Source organism: Sphingobacterium allocomposti, from assembly GCF_008124885.1.
GTDB classification, from domain to species: Bacteria; Bacteroidota; Bacteroidia; order Sphingobacteriales; family Sphingobacteriaceae; genus Sphingobacterium; species Sphingobacterium allocomposti.
In genome coordinates this window covers 88572-111988 of record NZ_VNHX01000015.1, presented here as the reverse complement: position 1 = coordinate 111988, position 23417 = coordinate 88572, and the positions used below count along the sequence as shown (strand labels likewise).

Sequence of the window (23417 nt, the reverse complement as noted above, 5' to 3'; positions counted from 1 at the left end):
CCCTCAGTAAAACAATTAAAAAACAAACTTCCAGAAACCCTTTAAACAAAAATGACCGAGTAAGGGAACACCTATACTCAGTCATTTCTTTAAATATCATTAAAAAATTGAGGCTTTTTCAGTGCCCTCGAGATTTCCGGGACTTTTTTATTGTCTTGTACAATCACAGCGGTTTGTCTTCTCATCTATTTTCTTTGAAAGCGCATTACGGCTGTACCCCCGGCAATAAAGGTCAGCGAGTTCTCCTGTACGTCGAAGGTATCCACTTTTCCCAAAGCACCCATAAAGACGCTTTCCCCATCACCCTGACAGGCCATTTTTGTCATAGCCAACGGAGAAAACTGAATCGTCTGCTCCTTAACCGTCACCTTTCCGGAGAAGTTATTACAACTGCTGTTGCCGGACACGTTACCTAGCCCCGCGTCGAACGTGATCGTCGGCTTCCGTTCCGCGTAAAGCTCGTCGAAACGCTTGCCGTTAGGATCCTGGATGTAATTAAGCTCCCATGTTCCCTGAAGAGCAGCTGCGTCTGCGCTTGCCTCCTCACCGGCCAGTTTGAACTTAGCAATCGCAGCACCGTTCCCTTGCGAAAATATGAGCGTGTCGTTCTCCAGACGATAACGGTCTGCCTTTTCAAACATATGATTTAATCCTCTTTCTGCGGTCATATCCGGACAGGCCATCATTGTAGACATACCTCTGCTAAACTTAACACCGCCATTCTTTGTCCATTCGTATGTGCCACCGATCCCGTTACAACCTCCACTGGCCGAGTAACGTTTATCTTCTTTGCGCAGTTCCAGATAAGGCATTTTCCCGTTCACCCGGTCTGCGACAGGCTTTCCTTCCAGTTCAATTAACTGCCATTTTTTTTCCGTGATATCCGAAGTTGCCTTTTCGGCAACCCGATTCATCGAACAGCTTCCCAACAGCACCAGACCGGCCAGCGCCATAGAACTTAAATTTATTTTTTTCATCCGTTTAAATTATCTAAGAATGTTAAACCTCAACTGTATACATGAGCTCGTTACACCGGGTCTGTTTTTTAGCGACAATGAGGCTATCAGATTTATCACCTGTGTTTGTTTTAGAGTGCCCAAGAGCTCACTTCCTCCGCTTATTCATACCCCTGTGCGGTTTGAATACATCAGGATGGTTTCATCTGCTTAATTGTTATTCATTTAGTGCTAACTTTTAATGGCATTCATGAGGAAACTGCGTTCGGTTAAATCATGTCCTTTTGTTTTACGCCAATTTAGTAATTTTCGTCTGTATTATAATTATTTGATGTCGTATAATCTACTTACGTAATAGAAGGACGCCGTGCTACATGCCGTATAAATAAACTGCATTTCACTATGCTTTTACCTTCGATGACCGCTTAACTCCTCACAAGAAATATGCCATTATTCCAAAATATAATTTTGAACAATCACAAGGAGTAAGAAATTTTATTTTACAAAAATGAATTTTCGTAACTTTGCAAGAAATTCTAGATGAGCATTACGGATTTACATTTGGTTTATCTGCATATTCGCCAATTCTTTGCGAAGGAATCAAGCAGGGACGGGCTACGGAATACACTGGCTATTTGCGTTCCGGCAATACTTCTCTTCTATGCAGCCGAACTGAACATTGCTGTAGCCTTTGCGGTGGGTACGCTACTTTCTTCGTTAACCGATGCTCCCGGCAACAGGGCCGACAAAGCGCAGACCGCATTATGGTGCACGCCACTATTTTTTGTTGCAAGCTCGGCAACAGTTATTACGCTCCACCACGCGATGTGGCTGATGCCCATCCTCTTAATTGTATTCGGCTTTGCCTGCTCGCTGCTATGGGCACTTGGAAGCCGGATGGCCGCCGTCGGCACGCTGACGCTTATTGTCATGAGCTTCACCATCGGGCTGAAGCCCCCGGCTCCCTTCCTGTTTTCAGCATCTTTTCTGGCCGGTACGATCTGGTTCTTTTGCGTGTCGCTGATTCAGGCCTACCTAAAGCCTTATCGCTCGCTACAATATGCTGTCCGTGATGGGTTTGGGGCTCTCGCCGTGCTTTTACGGACGAAAGCCAGATGTTACGACACCAACGTGCCCCTGCCGCAGGTATACCACGAACTGAGCTTGGTTCACATTCAGGTGAGCGAACAACTGGAGGCCGTCCGATCTCTCCTGTTACGGGAACCATCTTTAATTGCCCCGGCAGACGCTACCCCCTCGCAGTGGCTGTCCAGAACGTACAGCCTGATTGACCTCTACGAGCTGCTGATGGCTGTGGACAACGATTATGAAACGATAAGGGAACAGCTAGCCGACACCGGCGCACTACCGATCATCCGGCGGGCGATAAACCTTTTATCCAAAGAAATACAAGCTTGTGATCGTACCGACCATCCGATCAGCAACACCACACAGCGCCGACTGGCACTCCTTTCCTGCTTACAGCGTCTCGACAGCCTGCAGCTGGCCGGACCGCGACACGTGGGCACGTTGATAGCGCCTATCGCAAATCACTTAAAGCACATTCAGAAGATCATCGAAGATATACAGGGCAATCTGTTCCATACGGAATCTCCCGTGGTTCCGCATACGCACTACCAGCATTTCATACCGGCACAGCCAAAAGCCAATGCGTTAAAAAAACAGCTAACCTTACGTTCTCCGATCTTTATCTATTCGTTACGCATGGCACTCTTGTTGGGCTGCGGTGGCCTCATTGGCTACCTGCTGCCCGAATATAAATATGCTTCGTGGATCATACTAACCATCGTCTTGGTCGCCCGCCCGAGCTACAGCAACACGCAGCGACGGAACTATCAGCGCATCGTCGGATCTGTTCTCGGGATCGCTGCTGGTATGACCCTCGCATTTTTCATCGCATCCCCATGGCTCCTGTTGCTCCTGTCTGCCGTAGGCCTATATGGCTTCTTCTTGTTCAATAGGCCGAACTACCTGGTGAGTGTCATATTTATTACGATCACCATCATTCTTTGCCTAAATATCTACGAAGGCAATATCTGGGACATCCTTGGAAGCCGATTGGTCTTTACCTTACTTGGGTCGGCTTTCGCCGTGCTGGGCTGCCTGGCCATACCTGTCAACCAGCGCCGCGTGGTCAGCAGCCTGACAAACACCCTCATAACCGACTTTCAGCGCTACCATCGTAAACTGCAGGAAGCGCTGGAGGGGAAAGCCGTGGATGACTACGAGTTACGGCTGGCACGCAAACATGCACAGACAACCCTGGCTCTATTCTACGATCATGCCGAGCAGCTCCGAAAAGATCTCACACACCGCCGGCAGGTTCGCCTGCATATGAACAGCTTTCAGAGTCTGGCCTATAGGGTGCATGCCCATTTATTAGGCCTCTCGGTCAGCCTGACAAAATCCGCTGTTTCCACGACAGCCCTCGACGAGCTATTGCAGAAACTATCTTTCATAGAAGAACTTCTTAAAGAGCTGCATCATGCTGCACAGCAATTTTCACCCTCTTCAAAATAATCTACCAATTCAGTATATTTATTTAAAAAACTCTTTCTTTTCCACCATTTTCCGTATGTTTGCATCCAATTAAGAATAATTCTAAAAAGTCATTTGACCGAGCTAATCGTCCATATCACCGTGCCTATTGCAATATTTTTATTTATTGCAGGTTTCACATTATTCGCTGTCTATGCCGAGCGCAAAATAGCGGGCTTTGTGCAGGATCGTCTAGGTCCGATGGAGACAGGACGATACGGACTGGTTCAGACGATAGCAGACATCTTAAAACTGCTGCAGAAAGAGTTCATCACACCGTCCGCCGCCGACAAAATCTTGTTTGCAGCCGCTCCCGTAGTGATCTTTTCGGCTGTTTTTATCGGATTCAGCGTTGTGCCATGGGCCCCTGATTTTATACCGGCTAACACCAATACAGGATTGTTCTTTATCATGGCTGTCGTTTCCATTGACGCGATAGGCATCCTGATGGCGGGCTGGGGGTCAAACAACAAGTATTCACTGCTGGGCGCCATAAGAGCAATTGCGCAGATGGTTTCCTACGAGATACCGGTGGGCCTCAGCTTAATTGCAGCGATCATGATTACGCAGACGCTGAATCTAAATGATATTGCCTATTTACAGGGAGTGGAATCGCCCGAACGGATTTTCTTTTTGGGGCTATGGGATGTCACGGATATCGGCGGCATCTTCGCATGGCATATATTTCAGGCACCTCACCTTTTGTTGGTGTATGTGATATTCTTTATCGCCTCGTTGGCCGAATGCAACCGCGCTCCCTTTGATATACCGGAAGCTGAGTCGGAACTGATCGGCGGATTTCATACGGAATATGGAGGAATAAAGTTTGCCTTCCTTTTTTTGGCAGAATACGCCATGATGTTCCTCGTCTCGATACTCGGCGTGGTTGTATTCTTAGGTGGATGGAACACGCCTTTGCCGAATATAGGCAGTTTACGTTTGGCGGATTGGACCACAGGACTCGCATGGGGCCTGTTTTGGACATTGACAAAATCGCTGACGATCATTGGCGTTCAGATGTGGATCAGGTGGACGTTGCCCCGCTTCCGCGCTGACCAGCTGATGACACTTTGTTGGAAGATCTTAATCCCGTTGGCCTTCGTCTGCCTGGCCATATCGGGATTGTGGAGAATCTTGGTAATGTTATAAATTTTGGTACTAAAAACAACTATACAGGGCTTTTTGACGGCCGTTAAAGGAATGCTTTTGACGGTGCGGCACCTTTTTGCCGCACGTAAGTCAAGGGGAACCTTCGATATACGCGACGAGCATTACTTCCAGCAGCAACAAGGCGTTTCCACGGTACAATACCCGAAAGAAAAGATGCCTATTCCGGAAGTCGCCCGATACCAGCTCGATGTGGTGATAGAAGACTGCATCGTCTGTGATCTGTGCGCCAAAGCCTGTCCCGTGGATTGCATCGATATACAGTCGATCAAGTCGCCCGACGTCATCGGAACCACCTCCGATGGCAGCGTGAAGCGCCTATATCCGGCGAAGTTTGATATAGATATGGCAAAGTGTATGTATTGCGGCTTATGTACCGTGGTTTGTCCTACCGAATGTATTACCATGACCGACAACTACGACCGCAGCACATCAAAACTGACAGATCTTATTTACGGATTCTCGGACATGACCGACGCTGAAATAGCTCAGCGAAAGGAGGAGTGGACGAAGTTCCAGGCTGAGAAGGAGGCGGCCAAGAAAAAGTAGGTTATGGAGCAGTTTCTATTTTACGCTTTTGCCGCCATGGCGATCCTTTCTGCCCTCCTATTGGTATCGATACGCAATACCGCGCGGGCACTCTTCCTTTTATTTATCGTGCTTTTCGCAATGGCAGGCTTGTACCTTTTTGCACTGGCCGACTTTGTTGCGATTACACAGATCCTTGTGTACGTCGGTGGTGTGCTCATTTTGCTGATCTTTGCCTTTATGCTTTCCAACAAGGAACTTCTCGCCGACCTGCAGTCGACCTCTCAACGCTTTATGTCCTTGCCCAATTGGCAATCGATGTCGCTCTCGTTGGCATTCCTTGCCGTGTTGGTGTACAGTTTTATAGCCTGGACAAAGGAAGCGCCCGAGTGGATGGCACGCGCACAGGCCGACGGCTCCATATTATCGCCGACAGACGACAACATCCAAACATTGGGTCTTAAGTTTATGACACAATATATACTGCCTTTTGAGATCATCTCCGTTTTTCTGATGATGGCATTGATCGGCGCCGCCCACCTTTCCAGAAGGGAGGGCAGCCGATGATCACACTAACGCATTTTTTGCTGGTCAGCGCATGTATCTTCTGCATTGGTCTATATGCTGTGCTGGCGAAAAGAAACGCCATTATGATCCTCGTCGGAATAGAGCTCATGATCAATGCGTCCATCCTGAACTTTGTAGCCTTCTCCCGCTACGACAAGACGAACTACGGCGGTCAGATTTTTGCCCTTTTTGCCATTGTCCTGGCCGCAGCGGCCGTTGCCGTTGGCCTCGCCATCATACTGAACGTGTACAGGCAGTTTAAGACGATTAATCCCCAAAACATACACGAATTAAAAGACTGACGTGAATGGCTTATTAAACATATCGCCCGTCTATGCGAGCATCCTTGTGGTTATGCTCCCTTTCTTCGGCTTCCTCATGCAGGCTGTCCTGGGGAAGAAATCGAACTCCGGCAATATAGGATTGGCCACGATAATCTTAAGTGTCTGCGTAAGTTTCTTTGCTGTGTTTTTACCCGTATGGAATGGCGCCCCCTTAACCGAACGGATGCATTGGTTCACCGTAGGCGGAAAACCTTTTTATGTCGGTGTTATGCTGAACAACCTCACGGTATTGATGCAACTGATAGTGGGTATTATTGCGCTCCCTGTGCATATTTACTCTCGGGCCTATATGAGGAACGATCCCGGGATACACCGATATTGGATGTTCCTTAGCTTTTTCTGCTTTGCGATGCTGGGCCTCACCATATCAACAAGCCTCCTCCAGCTATACGTCTTTTGGGAGCTTGTCGGCTTTGCATCGTACTTGCTTATCGGCTTTTGGTTCACAAAAGAGTCGGCCGTTCAAGCCAACAAGAAAGCCTTCATTATCAATCGGATTGGCGACATCGGTTTCCTCATAGGCATAGCTTTGGTCTACACCCACTGTGGAACCGTTGATCTTGGCGAACTCTTCGGCCCACAGGGTGTATTCCTTCCGGCGGTGAACGCCGATGGGAGCTGGCTTACGCTCGCCGGGTTGGCATTCTTCCTGGGGGCTATGGCAAAATCTGCCCAGTTTCCGCTACACGTTTGGCTTCCCGACGCAATGGAGGGCCCAACCTCCGTGTCGTCGCTGATCCATGCGGCAACGATGGTTGCTGCCGGTGTCTTTCTGCTTTGTACCATATTCCCCCTTTTTAATGAAACCGTCCTGCTGACAATTGCCATTATCGGCTGTATAACGGCGCTCAGCGCCGCCATCTTTGCTTTGGGGCAATACGATATTAAAAAGATACTGGCCTTCTCAACGATTTCTCAACTTGGTTTTATGATGGTGGGGGTAGGTATCGGTTCCTGGGATACAGCTATGTTCCACCTTGCGACACATGCATTTTTCAAATGTCTTCTCTTCCTCGCAGCGGGCGCTGTCATTCATGAGATGGCACACTTTAAGGCTACCCACCAATTGGATATTGACCCACAGGACCTCCGCAATATGGGCGGTCTCCGGCGCTATCTCCCCACGACGTTTGTCTGCATGACCATAGCATCGCTGGCCCTGGCAGGCTTTCCGCTGACGACAGGTTACCTGTCTAAAGACAGCATCGTCGTCCAGGCTTTTGAGTGGGGCTTCCATCTGGGGGGTATATATCTGCTCATTCCTACGACACTTGCTGCGGTCAGCTTATTGACGGCATTTTATATCGGAAGGTTGTTGTTTAAGACGTTCTTCGGAAAGTTCAAATTCGCGGAAAAGCTGCAAAAAGGCGAACTGCATGACGCCCCCATAGCCATGACGGGACCGATGATCTTCTTGGCTGCATGTTGTCTTTTCCCGACCTGTAGCTTCCATCCCTTCGATTACCATCAAAGTTGGTTACTCGGGGGATTTCACGTGAAAACCGCGTTCGCTGCGGTGGCAGAAATGCATTCCGCCGTTCCACTCGTCCTTACGCTTGGCGCACTTGCCGCATGGGGAGTAGGCTGGCGCTGGTACGTGGCTAAACGGTATCCCCTCAGCAAGAATAACCGATGGGTGAGGTTCGCTACCAGACAGGGCTATTTCAATGAGTTCTATCAATTGCTTTTTGTTAAAGGTACCGAACAGCTTAGCAGAGGCGTGTACGCTTTTGACCACTACGTCGTTGACGGGCTCACTAGAACTTTTTCGGCCGCAACAAGACGTCTGTCGGTTGCTGCACACTGGTTTGACAGACATATGGTAGACGGTCTGGTTAATCTTATTGCAGGCACCACCTACTATGTGGGCCATCTGGTGAGACATGTACAAAATGGACAGCTTCAAAGCTATCTCGGCTTTGCACTGACCGTCGTTGTTTTAGGGATTCTTTATCTGATAATTAAATAGCATGGGCATATTATCCTTATTGATATTTCTACCTTTATTCGTCACACTGCTGATCCTTGTCTTGCCGGAATCGGCGGGCAGAATGTACAAATATCTGGCACTCGGCATTACGGTCATCCAGCTTGGAATATCACTGTACCTATATCAGGTATTTGACGTGTCATCTGCCGGCATCAATCAGGTAAACGGCTATCAGTTTGTGGAGCAGCTACCTTGGATCAGGATGGATCTCGGAAGCATAGGCCTGCTGGAGATCGACTACTTCGTCGGTGTCGACGGTATTTCACTTCCGCTTATCGTCCTGAGCACATTGGTAATGTTAATGGCCATTGGCGCTTCGTGGAATATGACGAAGAGCGGTAAAGGATATTATGCGCTGTTGATGCTACTGAACACCGCCGTAGTGGGTATCTTTTCCGCGTTAGATTTCTTCCTTTTTTATGTATTCTACGAGGTGATGCTATTGCCGCTATACTTCCTCATAGGTATTTGGGGAGGAGAACGGCGCGAATACGCTGCCATTAAATTTTTCATATATACATTGCTGGGCTCGGTATTCATGCTCCTGGTTATTGTCGGACTTTATTTTTCGGTCGTGAATCCGGCAACGGGCGCACATACCTTTAATATGCTCCTTATGATGGATCCGGGCAATTATACGCCGGATTCGTTTTTTGCTTATGCCAATACCTATCACAACGTATTAGGCCTGGAGCCCCGTTTGATAGGCTTTATTATCCTCTTCTTTGCTTTTGCTATCAAAGTGCCGATTGTCCCTCTGCACACGTGGCTGCCCGATGCGCACGTAGAGGCACCGACCCCCGTGTCGATCATTCTGGCAGGTGTTCTCCTTAAAATCGGCGGGTACGGTATCATCCGCGTATGTTATAGTATATTCCCCGATATGGCGGCCCTAACCAACTGGTGGATCGCGCTGATCGGCGTCGTCTCCATCTTATACGGGGCGTTAAATGCACTGGCGCAGAAAGACCTCAAACGGATGATCGCGTATTCTTCAGTATCGCATATGGGCTTCGTCTTACTGGGGATAGCGTCGTTAACAGCTGAGGGAGTTTCGGGCGCAATGTTTCAGATGATATCACACGGCTTTTTAAGTGCCGCACTATTTTTCCTGGTCGGCGTGATTTACGACCGCGTACACGATCGTTATATCTATAATTTCCGTGGTCTAGCCTCGCTTATGCCGAAGTATACAGCGTATGTAGCGATTGCTTTTTTTGCTTCATTAGGCCTGCCCGGCTTTTCGGCTTTTATCGGCGAAGCCTTTGTCATCATAGGCGCTTTTAATGCGGAAAGCATGGCAACAGGCCTCCCCCGCTGGATGGCTATTGGCGGCTCCCTCGGTATCTTGTTGAGTGCCGCTTATTTTCTTTGGACACTGCAGCGGATGTTCTTTGGACAGACGCGCCTTTTTGGCGGTCAGGCCTGGCAATCTGCATTGACGGACCTATCAGCACGCGAGCAGATCGTACTTTTCCCTGCACTTGCCTTGGCATTACTCCTAGGAATCGCGCCATCCTTGATATTCAACAATCTCAACAGCTCTGTGCTTCAATTGATTGATTTAATAAAACCATTTTTATAAGTTCAAACGATCAACAGTGAATCTTTCCATCGCAAATATACTTGACGAAATAATTGCCTCGGTACCGCTCCTTAAGCCCGAGCTGCTGCTTATTGCCGGATTTATCATTTGCATTTTCTGTGCCCTTTTTCTGCAGAAATGGTGGAAAGACAGTGCTTTCGCGGCCTGCCTCGCGACCACGGTCGTCCTGATATACGCTTTAGTGGAGCAGCTGGGTTTATCGGCAACGGGCTTCTCCAATATGTGGCTGGTAGATCCTGTAGGAACGTATGCCCGGCTAATGATTGCCGTCAGCACACTTATCATTGCAATTTTTATACAACAACGCTACCGAGCGCATAACGGCGATGTTTACAGCGTACTCCTGGCGGCGACGCTCGGCATGAACGTATTGGCCGCAACCACCAACTGGCTACTCGCCTTCATCGGGATTGAAATCGTATCAATCGCATCTTATGTTTTAGTTGGTTTCTTTGCAGACAGTAAAAAGCAGGCCGAGGCTGCCATGAAGTATGCCCTGTTCGGATCGGTATGCGCAGCGGTTATGTTATACGGACTGTCCCTCATTTATGGGCTGACCGGCGATCTCGACTTCCGTTCTGCGCAGCATCTGCAGGGGCTGATGACGTCGCCCCAAGCCATGGTTACCATAGCCTTCCTTTTTGTTTTTGTAGGTATCGGCTTTAAGCTGAGTTTTGTCCCTTTTCATATCTGGAGTCCGGACGTCTACCAAGGAGCCCCGACGCCGGTCACTGCCTTTCTCTCTACTATCCCGAAGGTCGCAGCCCTGATCCTGTTTATGCGGTTGTATAAAGCGTGGTCCGCCGGCGGCTTTTACTTTTCCGACCTAATGGTGTGGTTTATGATCACGGTTGCTATCGTCACCATGCTGGTCGGCAATCTCGCCGCCCTACGGCAGAACGACGTCAAACGCATGATGGCCTATTCTTCCATCGGACACACAGGTTTCCTGCTTATGTCGATATCCGCTTATCAGGATACATCCAGCTATATACTGTTCTATATTTTTGCCTATGTCGTCACGAACCTGGCCGCTTTCATCTTCATCGACCATATCGAACAGCGTACCGGCACCACGGAGCTTACCGGTTACGCCGGACTAGGAAAAAAGATGCCGCTCCTTTTTGTGTGCTTTACCGTTGTCGCCGTGTCGCTTATCGGACTCCCCCCAACAATTGGTTTTGTCGGAAAGCTTATGATTTTTTCGGCTGTATTTGACCTTTACGGGGATACACAGGCTACGGCCCTCGTGCTTCTGTTGATCGTTGGTGTGCTGACATCCGTCATATCCTTGTTCTTCTATTTTCGGATCCCCCTATACGCTTTCCTGCGGAATGCCGACAGACAATATATGGAACATCGGGGCTCAGCCATCTTGCCGCTACTCGCCTATGTTTTAACAGCACTCATCATCTTCTTTGGCCTGTTCCCTGACCTGTTATTGCGAATGCTCGGGTAATACCGGCCAGATCTCAAAATAACGGTAGAACCACAGGACAACAAATTTATTTCTATCTTTGCCCTTATGATTAGCGCAACGGCCAATACGATATTTCGACAAGCGATTGAGGATTATCACCAATATGATGATATCGACCGTCCACCTGTCAACCCATACGGACCAGAATCCTTAGAACATTTGCTATATCTCAAATGTTGGATCGACACGGTGCAATGGCATATGGAAGATGTCGTAAGAAACCCGGATATAGACCCTAAGGAGGGGCTCTATTGGAAGCGCCGTATCGACGAGTCTAACCAGCACCGTACGGATACCGTCGAATACATTGATAGCTATTATCTTCAGCTTTTCGCAAACATACAGGCGAAGCCCGATGCCCGCATTAATACAGAAAGTCCGGCGTGGGCTATCGATAGGCTCTCCATATTGGCACTTAAAATCTACCATATGGAAGAGGAAACCAAACGGAATGATGCCGATAAAACACACATCGAAGCATGCCGCTCGAAGTTGGCTATCCTGCTTGAACAACGGAAAGATCTTTCACAAAGTATCGACGAGCTGTTGTCGGATATTCAAAACGGGGATAAATACATGAAGGTCTACAAGCAGATGAAAATGTACAACGATCCTTCGCTAAACCCTGTTCTATACAAAAAGCAGCGGTAAGACCGATCTCCGCCGCATGAAGACGGGGATCACATCTACTACAGAAGAACGGAGCTCGACATTTCAGCACAACGAATGCTTTCGAATTTGACGGAAAATGAATACCGGACGTAATGAGCTCATGAATACCATTGAAAACAAACACGAATGAATAAATAGTTAGACAGATGAAAAAAGCCAGAATATTGGTCACGCGCTTTTCAGCCATGGGCGATGTCGCCATGGTAGCTTCTGTCTTGCGGGAGTTCCGCGCCCAGCATAAGCACGTTGAATTGATTATGGTTAGCCGTGCCCAGTTTGCTGCTTTCTTTGATGATATTCCGGGGCTTACATTTCACCCCATTGATCCGGACGAAAAGCACAAAGGCCCCAAAGGGCTCTGGCGGCTATTCAACGAGCTCAAGAAATACGATATAGACTATGTCGCCGACTTACACAATAACATACGCTCCCGGATACTAACCCTTTTCTTTAAGACGGCCGGCTATCGGCTTGCCATACTAAACAAGGCCCGTGTGCAAAAAAAGGCGCTGATCCGGAAAAAAAACCGGGTGTTCCGGCAGCTCCGCCCCATGGTAGAGCGTTATGCAGATGTTTTCCGGCAGCTTGGATACCCGCTAAAATTGGACCACACCCTAAAAAAGGAGATACGGGCGCTACCGCCGTCCATTGCCGGGGGGTTCGACACCTCCACACGGAATATCGGCATTGCGCCATTTGCGCAACATCCATACAAAGTATGGGCGCCGAAAAACTGGCCAGTGGTATTTCGGGCCTTCCCCAGCTACTCGTTCTATGTATTCGGGGGAGGAAAGCAGGAACGGGAGACTGCGGAAACCTGGGCGACGGAATACGAAAACGTACAAAGCGTCATTGGCATGCTCGACATATCCGATGAACTGAAGCTGATCAGCAATCTGGACCTGATGATCAGCATGGATTCGTCGGGCATGCATATGGCATCATTAGTGGGCACGCGGTGCGTGTCACTGTGGGGAGCAACCCATCCTTATGCCGGCTTTCTCGGCTACGGGCAATCGCCACGGGACTGCATACAGGTTCCGCATCCCAATCGTCCAAGTTCGATTTATGGCAATAAATCGTGTCTCTGCAACGGTATAGAAGCCATCGATTTGATTACGACGGAAATGGTGATCGAGAAAATTAGCGAGGCTGAGGAAGGGTAACGACATCCGACGGCAAGTTTCGAATTATACTTTTTAATTTATATTTTTGAGTTGCTTTATGCGCATAGGCTACGATGCAAAACGGTATTTTCACAATCGATCTGGTTTAGGAAATTATAGCCGCGACTTGATCCGCGCCCTAAGTACATATTATCCGGCAAACGAATACTATCTTTACACACCGAGACCATCGTCCGTGTCGATACCGGAAAGTGCGACGATCCAGCTGCCGCAGCGTGGCTTACTAAACACCTTGCTGCCGTCCGTCTGGCGCAGCAAGAGGATCGTCCAGGATCTAAAGCGCGACGCCGTCGACATCTTTCACGGGTTATCTGGCGAAATTCCGCGCGACCTGTATCACATAAACGTACGATCGGTAGTCAGCATTCACGACTTGATCTTCCTTCGTCATCCGGAGCTCTATAAATGGATTGACCGGTCGATTTACGTCAAAAAGTTTCGGTATGCAGCCCTGCGCGCGGATAAAGTGGTAGCCATAAGTCAGCAGACGAAATCGGATATTATCCACTATTTTAAATTGCCTGAAGAGCGCATAGAAGTGATTTACCAAGGTTGTCATCCGTCTTTCAAGACGGCTAAATCCATGGAGGAACTCGAAGCTGTGCGCAGAAAATACCGGCTTCCAGCTCAGTTTGTCTTAAATGTAGGCTCGATCGAACCCCGAAAAAATGCATTTCAAATAGTCAAAGCCATTGAACAGCTAGACATTCCGTTGGTTATTGTGGGCAAGCAAACGCCGTACGCAGCGCAGATAAGACGTTATATTATCGACAAGAAGCTAGAGCATCGGGTCATCTTCCCTAAAGTCGAGCATATGGAAGATCTCGCAGCGATGTACAGACTTTCCTCCATTTTTGTTTATCCGTCCAGCTATGAAGGTTTTGGCATACCAATAATTGAGGCACTTTTCTCCGGCACGCCGGTTATCACAACCAACAGTGGTGTTTTTCCTGAAGCAGCGGGTCCGTCATCACGCTTTATAGATCCACAGAACGTCGACGAAATCGTCTATGCCATAGACTCCGTGCTTTCCTCTAGCAGCAAACAGAAAGAAATGAAAGAACAAGGTCTTATTTATGCGCAGCAATTTAGCGACCAGGTGTTGGCGGCTCAATGGGCTTCTATATATAAGTCGCTCGGCTAGTTTGTCCTTTCAAAGTACTTCTGCAGTACCAAAAGCGAGATAGCATCCTCACGTTCCTTATGTTTAAACTGCTCGACGTATTGATTGGCATTTCTAACAATAGCTTCAGCAGCGTCTTTGTTCGCGATAAAGAAACGTAATTTGTCCTCCAGATCGCTGTAATCTTCAGCAATACATATGTAATGGTAATCCGGAATAAGCGTTCCCTCCATGAACCATGTTTCGTATCTGGGACGCGGCATAACGGCGATAGAGTTTGACGACATAATCCATTTGAGATTAGTAGCTACATCGTTTCCCTCCAACGCCAATACAAATTTATAGGCCAAATGCTGTTCAATAGATAAAAAGCCTGGATCGGACGACTTCGTTGCTTTTTTTAGGTTGCAGAGGGGGTGGTCTGAATATAGCTCGAAAAAGCGTTTTCGGTGCGGCTGACTAAATCCGCTCCGCCCGACGAGCATATCCCTTTTTGCGCCAAACGGTATATCGTCCCTGACAAAGTTAAAATGCCTGGCTTTGTCCAGGTTTAATATCACTGCGTTGCTATTCGTTGTCGAGATGGGCCGGCTCTTCACTATAGCCGGATAGCGGGGGACATCAACAACATCACCAGGCACAATCTCAAAACGTAATGAAGGATCAAAGAACCGTAGATATTCCATACTGTCAAAATAGTAAACACGGATTTTCTTCGGTATGCGGTATGAGTTTATAGCAATAGCGTCTCCAGACAATAACGTCTTTTCTTCCAGCTTGTTGTAGTAATCAACACGTCCTTTTATATATGGCCATTGTGCCCCCCAATCTTTTGTCAGCTTGGAAGACAGAGCCGAACGCACCCACGATCCCGGCATTGCCTCCCTAAACAATGCCCTTACATAATAAAGAAACTTATTATTTTTGTTTTTTAACAGATACTTCTTAAGATTCATGCCTTCCCAAACCTACATAAAATGCATTGCATTCACGAAATAGACCGCTATAAAATATGCCGGTATGCATTCATATATTCTTTCGCCGTGTGGGACCACTGAAACAGCTGCGCCCTTTTCTTAACTGCGTCCGCACTATGGGCACACAACGCGCCCTGTCCTATTATCCCTCCCAACTCAACAAGGTATAGCGGATCGAAGCTCTCCATATAATGCACCACATCTCCGCCGATTTCGGGCAGCGATGTCGCTGTGGATAGTAAAATATTAGTACCGAAGCTCATAGCCTCCACGACGGGTAGCCCGAAGCCCTCCGATATCGATGGGAAACAAAAAAGATAGCAATATTTTAGCAAATAGTACTTTTCCGCTTCTTCGATAGCTCCAGTAAAAAAAACGCGGTTGAGCACACCTAGCTGTTTTGCTACACCTAATATCTCGTGATAATATTGTTTGTCCACGAGATCACCGCTTATAATCAGGTTTAAATCGTTCTTCGCGATTAAATACGGCAAAGTATGAAAGTTTTTCTTACGGTTTACCGCGCCAATGGAAAAGATAAAAGGTCGTTCGAAGTTTATCCCCGGCCTCTCCGGTTTTGCGGGCAGCAGGGCATCATTGATATTATTACCATTATAGATAACATTCACCATTTTGTCTTTTAAATCGCAAAATTGCTGCAACTCATTTCTTACAAAATTTGAGATGCACACAATGGCCTCCGACTGATCGACATTTTTTTGCAACCTCTTTAGATATGCTCCTTGCTTCTGTTGCTCTTTTTCCCTCAAAAAATTCAAATCGTGTACCGTAAGCACCTTTTTAATGGCGGGGTAATGAGGAATATAATCGGATAGCTGATAGGTCGCATGCCATAATGCCGGCTTGGTCTTAAAATAGTGCCCTATCTTATGCAGTGGATGAACGTGGCGCCTCGCGTTAGCTTTGAATTCGTCGACCACGGAGGGAACGTAAAACCCTAAATCCATACCGTCTTCCCGTTCAAATAAGATAGACAACTCACGCCCTAGATGTAAGCAAAAATGATATAACCCTGTATTCGGATATTTCATCCGTTCGGCGTCAAATAGGATTTTTTTACGAAACATTATTTCGTGTGTTAGTCGTTGGATAAAAAGGAGTTGCTACTTCCCTGCTTTCTTTTGTTAAACAAAAATAGGATCCCCAATTTTACAAAGATTATTCGAAACCAGAAAAGAATAAACAATTTTACTTTTCTTTGTAACGTTCTTGAAACAACAGACGTTATATATGAAAAGCCATTGGCATGGTAAGCTTTAGAAAACGTCTGGCGCGGAAATCAAGAGATCGACACGACAGCTATCGACGTTTTTGGTCGTGGACAATGAAATATAAAAGTTAAATCAGCGAATACAGAGTATGACTGTTAGTTTAATCATATCGACCTACAATTGGCCCGAAGCCTTGGAACTTGTTCTTTTGAGCGTTTCCAAACAAAGCAGGATGCCTGAACATGTCGTTATAGCCGACGACGGTTCCGACTACCGTACGGCCGATGTGGTCGGGAAATTTAAACATTTCTTACCTATAGAACATGTTTGGCACGAAGACAATGGCTTTCAAAAGTCGTTAATCTTAAATAAAGCGTTGAAAACCTGCAAAACGGATTATATCATCGAGATAGACGGCGACATCATTCTACACAAACATTTTGTAAAAGACCATCTTGCCGCTGCACAAAAGGGTTACTTCGTACAGGGAAGCCGAGCAATGATCGGCGAATCATTATCAAAAAAAGCCATTCACAAGAAACAGCTTTCCTTCAGCTGCCTCATGAAAGGTATGACGACGCGTTTTAACGCTATTCGGTTTCCACTCCTTTCGGGAATATTCAAGACAGACCCATATAGCTCGCATAATGTAAAAGGTTGCAATCTGGCCTTTTGGCTAGAAGATTACGTACGTATTAACGGCTACTTTAATGGCTTTACGGGATGGGGATGGGAAGATTACGAATTTGCGGAACGGTTAATAAACTCAGGCGTGAAAAAGAAACGCCTAAAATGGGCGGCTGTGGGTTTTCATATTTTCCACCCGCTTTCGTCCCGGGCTAACTTCAAGCCTAACGAGCTTATCTATAGAGAGACGGTAAGCAACAAGATGTGGCATCGGTCTCCGGGCTTTCAGGAAGTGGCGATCTGAGTAGGCAAACATTCGAATGGAGAAAATTTGTTTTGTTGTTGGCCTATACGGTAAAGAGGTTAATGGAGGCGCTGAAAAGCATTGTAAAATGCTTGCGGAACGAGCTTCTAGTTTATACGATGTCGAAGTATTGACGTCTATAACCGACAACTATATTACATTCAAACCATTTTACGAGGAAGGTGTCACCGTCGAAAACAACGTAACAGTACGCAGATTTAGTACCAATGCATTCGACAGGCAACGGTTTGAACGCGTATATCGAAAAAGTAGATGGGGAAGGAAAATCCGAAAATTCCTATATAAGATCAGAATACTCCGATATATATCGTCGTTGTTTCCCAAGTTTTCGATAGCCTTGCAATCGGAACTAGAGGTGATACGGTCTCACGGTTTGTATTCTCCAGACTTGATACGCTTTCTTATTATCAATCAGGCCAACTACCGCGCCGTATTTTTGCTATCGTATCCCTGTCCCAACTTTTACGACATAATCCAAGCCATCCCTCAGAAGTGTATCCTTATTCCAACCGCCCACGAAGAGGGAGACTTCTTTCGATCCTATCTCTCACACATTTTTACAACAGTGGAACACGTCGCTTTTAATACGGAAGCCGAGAGAGAGCTCTGCCGTAAGATTTTTGGAAACAAAATGGCTTCCGACAGCATTCTAGCAGTGGGCGTCGATAATCCAACTCCCGCCGATAACGGACAGGTTAAGACAAAATTTAATTTACCGGAACAGTATATTCTGTATTGTGGGCGGGTGGCCAAAGAGAAAATTGGAAAGCTGATTGAATGGTTTATCGAATATAAAAATAATACTAATCTACCAGTGAAACTAGTGTTGACAGGGGGAGTTTTTATGCCTAGATGCCAACACCCCGACGTTATCTATACGGGATTCGTTACCGATTCAGAGAGAGTGTCACTCATACAGCTGGCTACGCTAGTCGTCAACCCCTCAGATCGTGAAAGCCTTTCATTGCTACTATTGGAAGCCATGCAGTTGGGAAAGCCTGTGCTAGTTAACGGAAAGTCGGCTGTTTTGAAACAACATTGCATAGATAGCGGCTTCGCGGCTCAATATTACCTATCAAAAACAGACTTCTTAAAAAAGCTTCATCACATACTGACGTTCAAAGAGGCTGAAACAGCGGAAGGTTGCCGGGAAAAGGCCGTCCAGTATATAGAAAAAAATTATTCTTGGGACAGCGTTTTGGAACGACTGAATAGACTCGTTATTCGTATGTCGCATCTTTCTCAATAGTTGTTATTTTTAGATGGAAAAAAATTTTATATAAAAAGTACATATACCACAAATGAAAGAAGAAAGACCAGCGTATGGTGTAAATATCTCAGGTTTTATTAAGGGACAATTTGGTCTGGGTGAGGGAGTTCGGTCCAACATCAGGTCTATAAAATCGGCTAACGTACCCTATTGCGTCAACGATCTGAATATCGATATGCCTAAATATATAGCGAATAGTAACGATATCGACGAGCACTTCAAGGCGACCAACGACTACGCTATCAATTTGGTACAGGCAAATATCGACATCCTGCCACTCGTATTGAAAAACGTAGGTTTAAATTACTTCGAAGGTAAATATAATATTGGTTTTTGGGCTTGGGAATTAGAGAATTTTCCGGAAGAGTCGAAGACGTTCTTCCCGCTTTTCAACGAAATATGGGTTCCCAGCAACTTCTGCGCGGAAGCTATTTCCAAAATTTCGCCTATACCAGTTATCAAATTCATGCATTCCATTGACATTCCAACACCGCGATTTTATCGTAAGACCTTCAATCTTCCCGAGAACAAGTTCATATTTATGACTATGTTTGACTATTATAGCTCAATAGACCGCAAAAACCCTATCGCAGTCGTTGATGCATATACGAAAGCATTTGGGAAAAATAACCCCGACGTGTTGTTGGTAATAAAAAGTTCGATCAGCAAAGAGTTTCCCAACGAAAAAAAGGCTCTCCTCGAAAAAATAGGTGACAACAGCAGCATTATCCTTATCGAAGAAATTTTAGAGCAAGAGTATCTATATAGCCTCATGAACTGCTGCGATTGCTTTGTTTCTTTACATTGCTCAGAAGGATTCGGATTGACCATGGCCGAAGCTATGTACCTTGAAAAACCCGTTATCGGTACAGCGTACTCCTCCAATATGGAGTTTATGAACAATGCCAACAGTTATCTTGTCAATTTTTCTCTTGTCAAGAAATCGGCAAGCTTCAATTACGGGCATGAAGACGACTACTGGGCCGCAGCAGATGTTGATCATGCTGCACAACTGATGACGGATGTTTTTACAAACCCCGAAAAAGCAAAAAAAATCGCAAAGCAGGCAAAACTTGATACAAATAAGATACTTTCTCCGGCAGTAATAGGCGAAAAAATAAAGAATAGAATCGATCTTATTTACAACGAAATCATACCGAATCTATCGGATACTAAAAATAAAGTATCTTTACTGGAGTTCGAAAATATGTTTCTGAAACAGAAGCTTGAGAAGCTTAAAAGTTATACACCTATTAAAATGAAGCTTGCTTTTAAGAACCTCAAAAACAAATTGTCGGGAAAAAACAGAAAATATATATGGGAAGACTAACGACACATGCAAGTACTTTCTTGATGCCGTCCTGTAAATTAAGCCAGCATTACGCATAAAAGCAAATTTTTCTTAAATTTAAAAATGCGAAGGAAAACACTCTACCTCATCCGGCACGCAAAAGCAGAAGACCATGGTCTGAACAAAAAAGACATCGAAAGAGCGTTGATAAAAAAAGGCATCGATCGCGCAACGCTTCTTGCCAGCCGGCTAAAAGAACATATGGCATCCACAGGCGAACAGCCGCTCGTAATATCCTCTACCGCGCGCCGGGCAGCCGAGACCGCTAGGATCTTTTCTGATATCCTCGACATACCACAGGAAGAAATCATATGGGAGCCTACGATTTACGAAGCACATTACCTGCAGTTAATGAAGAGGATAAACGACATCCCGTCACGCTATACGAGCGTATTACTTTTTGGTCACAACCCGGGACTCTCCGACTTGGTCGCATATGTAACAAACCAGCAGGCCCAGTTAAAGACGTCACACGTCGCCTGTCTTCTCCTCGAAGAAGATCTAGATTTCTCCATGCTGTCTGCAAATACCGCCGATCTCCAGTATATTATCACAGAATCGTAAAAACTATCGCCCTCCGGGAACCAAAGAGGCGAAAAATAGTTCGTAGTTGAACATGTCTTATTCGATCTTTTTACGTTACTTTTGAGCTTGACTTCATCATTTTTCCATATGGCCAACCAACTACAATACGAAAACTCGCCTTATCTCAAGCAACACGCCCACAATCCCGTGAACTGGATGCCCTGGGGCGAAGAAGCCTTGGAAAAAGCAAAAGCAGAGAACAAACTGATTGTTGTCAGCATTGGGTACTCCGCCTGCCACTGGTGCCACGTTATGGAGCGGGAAAGCTTTGAGAACGAAGCGATTGCGCAGGTTATGAACAAATTCTTCGTTTCCGTCAAGGTAGACAGAGAGGAGCGTCCCGATATCGATCAGATCTACATGATCGCAGTACAACTTATGACCAACGCGGGGGGATGGCCGCTCAACTGCATATGTCTACCCGACGGGAGACCAATCTACGGCGGCACCTACTTCAGGCCCCATGATTGGCAGCAGGTGCTTTTACAGATTGCCAAAATGTGGGAAGAGACTCCGGAAATGGCACTCGATTATGCTGAGCGGCTCACCGATGGCATCCAACAGGCCGAACGGCTCCCGATTGCTCCTATTGTCGAACAATATACAGAGGCCGACATACGCAGTATCGTTCAGCCGTGGAAGGACAGGTTCGATGAGATCGACGGAGGGTACAGGCGGGAGCCTAAATTCCCATTGCCCAACAACTGGGTATTTTTTCTTCGCTACGCGGCACTGGCCGCCGACCGACCAACCCTCGACCATGTGCACTTTACACTCGAAAAGATTGCCAACGGCGGAATATACGACCATATTGGAGGCGGATTTGCCCGCTACTCTGTCGATGGGCAATGGCATGTCCCCCACTTCGAAAAGATGCTGTATGACAATGCCCAGCTCATTTCTCTTTATAGTGAAGCTTATCAGCAGAAGCCCACGATAAAATATGAGCGTGTGGTGCGCGAAACGATTTCGTGGGCGCAACGCGAAATGCTGGCAGACAATGGCGGGTTTTACGCAGCGCTGGATGCCGACAGCGAAGGCGTCGAAGGCAAGTTCTATACTTTCCATCAGGAAGAGATGATGGAGATACTCGGTCCCGACGCGCCACTTTTTATGGAATACTTTAATATCACCACGGAAGGCAACTGGCACGAAGAAGGAATAAATATTCTTCATGTTGATATGGATGCCGACAAACTTGCTCTCGACACAGGATTCTCAGACGCGGAATGGGAACAGTACCTGAAAGAAATAAAAAGTAGGCTGCTACGCTATAGAGAGCGACGCGTACGCCCAGGTCTTGACCATAAGCAATTAACAGCGTGGAATGCGTTAATGGTAAAAGGACTGGTTGACGCCTACCGCGCATTTGACGACGAGGAATACCTGGAATTGGCGCTTCAAACGGCATCTTTTATTAAGACACACTGCACGGAAGGGCACCGTCTACTTCATCAGCCTGCCGACGCCAATCGCAAAATCCCGGCCTTCCTTGATGACTACGCATTTACGGCTGAAGGCTTTATTGCACTCTACGAAGCAACTTTTTCTGAACAGTGGCTGACCGACGCTAACGCGTTGATAGAAGAAGTCATGGTATCTTTCTACGATGAAAACGACAGAACGTTTTATTACACAGCAAACGATGCTGAACTTTTAATCGCCCGTAAAAGTGAAATAATGGACAACGTTATTCCTTCATCGTCGTCGACGATGGTCAGGGTACTGTACCGTTTAGGAGAGATGCTGGATAACACACGCTACACGCAGGTCGCCGACGGGGTTTTCGCCAATGTGTTTCCCCATATAAAGCAATATGGCTCGGCCTATTCGAACTGGGCAATCCAGCTTTTAGAGCTTGTATATGGGAACAACGAAATCGCCATAACCGGAGAGAGCGCACAGCGCTGGCGCAAAGAACTGGACAAACATTATATTCCGAATAAAATAACAATGGGAGGAACAAAAAGTAACCTACCATTGTTAAAGGATAAAGCAGGTATGGAATCAAAAGCATACCTTTGTCGAAATAAAACATGTAGCTTGCCTCAGGATTCTATTCCGGCTTTGTTACAACTATTGAATGATAACAGGGATCCGTCCCAATAAAATTAAACAAAAATGGCAATTGAAAACAACAACGTTGTTGCGTTAAATTACACTCTTCACACGATTGAAGAAAATGGTGAAAAAACATTCGTGGAAGAAACTACGAACGAAAATCCGCTTACTTTTCTATATGGCGTAGGTATGATGCTGCCTAAGTTTGAGGAAAGCATTTCTGAACTGAATGCCGGAGATAAAACGTCCTTTACGTTGGCACCGAACGATGCCTATGGCGAAAAAGATGAGCGCGCCATTGCACAGCTTCCTGCCGACATGTTCAAAGAGACAGGTCTGCCTCCTGTTGGAGAAGTTCTTCCTTTGCAGGATAACCAAGGAAACCAGTTCCGCGCCGTCGTCGTAGAAGTTACGCCGGAGGCTGTGGTTGCCGATCTTAATCACCCAATGGCCGGAAAGACCCTAAGTTTTGATATTGAGATATTAGCTGTACGTCCGGCAACAGAAGAGGAGTTGGCTCACGGGCATGCACACGGTATTGACGGGCAGTCGGGACACTAACCAGCTGCTTGTATAGTAAGCTGCCCAACGGCCGCTAAATATTTGAGAGACGCGTCATTGCGAAGAAGCACAACGACGCAATGGCGCGTTTCCTATTACGAGTCTGGCTGCGTCAGCCTCACTAGACGTCCCTGACGCCTGCTTCACAGCTAGGGGATTACCTATTTATGGTAATATTACGCCTGTTGGCGCCACCTCAAGGCGCTCTATAAAGTCTTTTTTCATTCGCGCTCAGCTTTGGTCAAGCTC

The 23417-nt window shown here is 46.7% G+C and carries 20 protein-coding genes; 17 read left to right on the top strand and 3 right to left on the bottom strand.

Annotated features, from left to right (window positions below):
• Positions 1 to 185: 185 nt before the first annotated feature.
• Complete coding sequence (locus BC792_RS18360) at positions 186 to 977, bottom strand: META domain-containing protein (RefSeq protein ID WP_170250018.1); 792 nt, start codon at positions 975 to 977, stop codon at positions 186 to 188.
• Between the two features lie 519 nt (positions 978 to 1496).
• Here BC792_RS18360 and BC792_RS11860 point away from each other — a divergent pair.
• The 11 genes from BC792_RS11860 to BC792_RS11810 all read left to right on the top strand — a co-directional run bounded on the left by BC792_RS11860 (position 1497) and on the right by BC792_RS11810 (position 14200).
• The gene (locus BC792_RS11860; protein ID WP_148909225.1) at positions 1497 to 3497 is read left to right on the top strand and encodes an FUSC family protein; all 2001 of its coding nucleotides are present in this window, start codon (positions 1497 to 1499) and stop codon (positions 3495 to 3497) included.
• A 78-nt stretch (positions 3498 to 3575) separates the two neighbouring features.
• On the top strand, positions 3576 to 4664 hold the full coding sequence (gene nuoH / locus BC792_RS11855) for an NADH-quinone oxidoreductase subunit NuoH (protein ID WP_262713450.1): 1089 nt from the start codon (positions 3576 to 3578) through the stop codon (positions 4662 to 4664).
• Entirely contained in the window at positions 4665 to 5231 is a 567-nt protein-coding gene (locus BC792_RS11850; RefSeq protein WP_148909223.1) for a NuoI/complex I 23 kDa subunit family protein, read from the top strand.
• Positions 5232 to 5234: 3 nt separating this feature from the next.
• Positions 5235 to 5777, top strand: a complete 543-nt coding sequence (locus BC792_RS11845; protein ID WP_148909222.1) for an NADH-quinone oxidoreductase subunit J family protein — start codon at positions 5235 to 5237, stop codon at positions 5775 to 5777.
• Positions 5774 to 6079: an NADH-quinone oxidoreductase subunit NuoK gene (nuoK, locus tag BC792_RS11840; protein WP_148909221.1), complete on the top strand. Its 306-nt coding sequence runs from the start codon at positions 5774 to 5776 to the stop codon at positions 6077 to 6079. Before BC792_RS11845 ends, nuoK begins: the two co-directional genes overlap by 4 nt.
• Before the next feature lies 1 nt (position 6080).
• The gene (locus BC792_RS11835) at positions 6081 to 8090 is read left to right on the top strand and encodes an NADH-quinone oxidoreductase subunit 5 family protein (RefSeq protein ID WP_148909220.1); all 2010 of its coding nucleotides are present in this window, start codon (positions 6081 to 6083) and stop codon (positions 8088 to 8090) included.
• Between the two features lies 1 nt (position 8091).
• Positions 8092 to 9696 carry a complex I subunit 4 family protein gene (locus tag BC792_RS11830; protein ID WP_148909219.1) on the top strand — a complete coding sequence of 535 codons (1605 nt, stop codon included), beginning with the start codon at positions 8092 to 8094 and terminating at the stop codon, positions 9694 to 9696.
• Positions 9697 to 9712: 16 nt separating this feature from the next.
• Positions 9713 to 11176 carry an NADH-quinone oxidoreductase subunit N gene (locus tag BC792_RS11825; RefSeq protein WP_148909218.1) on the top strand — a complete coding sequence of 488 codons (1464 nt, stop codon included), beginning with the start codon at positions 9713 to 9715 and terminating at the stop codon, positions 11174 to 11176.
• A gap of 66 nt (positions 11177 to 11242) precedes the next feature.
• Entirely contained in the window at positions 11243 to 11848 is a 606-nt protein-coding gene (locus tag BC792_RS11820) for a DUF4254 domain-containing protein (RefSeq protein ID WP_148909217.1), read from the top strand.
• Positions 11849 to 12015: 167 nt separating this feature from the next.
• The gene (locus BC792_RS11815; RefSeq protein WP_148909216.1) at positions 12016 to 13035 is read left to right on the top strand and encodes a glycosyltransferase family 9 protein; all 1020 of its coding nucleotides are present in this window, start codon (positions 12016 to 12018) and stop codon (positions 13033 to 13035) included.
• Positions 13036 to 13093: 58 nt separating this feature from the next.
• A complete protein-coding gene (locus BC792_RS11810) occupies positions 13094 to 14200 on the top strand; it encodes a glycosyltransferase family 4 protein (RefSeq protein ID WP_148909215.1) in 1107 nt (368 codons plus the stop codon).
• On the opposite strand, the gene BC792_RS11805 is transcribed toward BC792_RS11810, so the two are convergent.
• Together BC792_RS11805 and BC792_RS11800 are read right to left on the bottom strand one after the other, a co-directional pair.
• Entirely contained in the window at positions 14197 to 15135 is a 939-nt protein-coding gene (locus BC792_RS11805) for a glycosyl transferase family 90 (protein ID WP_148909214.1), read from the bottom strand. The genes BC792_RS11810 and BC792_RS11805 overlap by 4 nt on opposite strands.
• Before the next feature lie 47 nt (positions 15136 to 15182).
• A complete protein-coding gene (locus BC792_RS11800) occupies positions 15183 to 16244 on the bottom strand; it encodes a glycosyltransferase family 4 protein (RefSeq protein ID WP_148909213.1) in 1062 nt (353 codons plus the stop codon).
• Positions 16245 to 16536: 292 nt separating this feature from the next.
• Here BC792_RS11800 and BC792_RS11795 point away from each other — a divergent pair, with 292 nt between their 5' ends.
• The 6 genes from BC792_RS11795 (at position 16537) to BC792_RS11770 (ending at position 23168) form a co-directional block, all read left to right on the top strand.
• Positions 16537 to 17319, top strand: a complete 783-nt coding sequence (locus tag BC792_RS11795) for a glycosyltransferase family 2 protein (RefSeq protein ID WP_148909212.1) — start codon at positions 16537 to 16539, stop codon at positions 17317 to 17319.
• 16 nt (positions 17320 to 17335) lie between these two features.
• On the top strand, positions 17336 to 18589 hold the full coding sequence (locus BC792_RS11790; RefSeq protein ID WP_148909211.1) for a glycosyltransferase: 1254 nt from the start codon (positions 17336 to 17338) through the stop codon (positions 18587 to 18589).
• 52 nt (positions 18590 to 18641) lie between these two features.
• Positions 18642 to 19940: a glycosyltransferase gene (locus tag BC792_RS11785; protein ID WP_148909210.1), complete on the top strand. Its 1299-nt coding sequence runs from the start codon at positions 18642 to 18644 to the stop codon at positions 19938 to 19940.
• An 84-nt stretch (positions 19941 to 20024) separates the two neighbouring features.
• Positions 20025 to 20525 carry a SixA phosphatase family protein gene (locus tag BC792_RS11780; protein WP_148909209.1) on the top strand — a complete coding sequence of 167 codons (501 nt, stop codon included), beginning with the start codon at positions 20025 to 20027 and terminating at the stop codon, positions 20523 to 20525.
• Between the two features lie 108 nt (positions 20526 to 20633).
• Positions 20634 to 22655, top strand: a complete 2022-nt coding sequence (locus BC792_RS11775) for a thioredoxin domain-containing protein (RefSeq protein WP_148909208.1) — start codon at positions 20634 to 20636, stop codon at positions 22653 to 22655.
• 12 nt (positions 22656 to 22667) lie between these two features.
• Positions 22668 to 23168, top strand: a complete 501-nt coding sequence (locus BC792_RS11770) for an FKBP-type peptidyl-prolyl cis-trans isomerase (RefSeq protein ID WP_148909207.1) — start codon at positions 22668 to 22670, stop codon at positions 23166 to 23168.
• Positions 23169 to 23417: the final 249 nt, after the last annotated feature.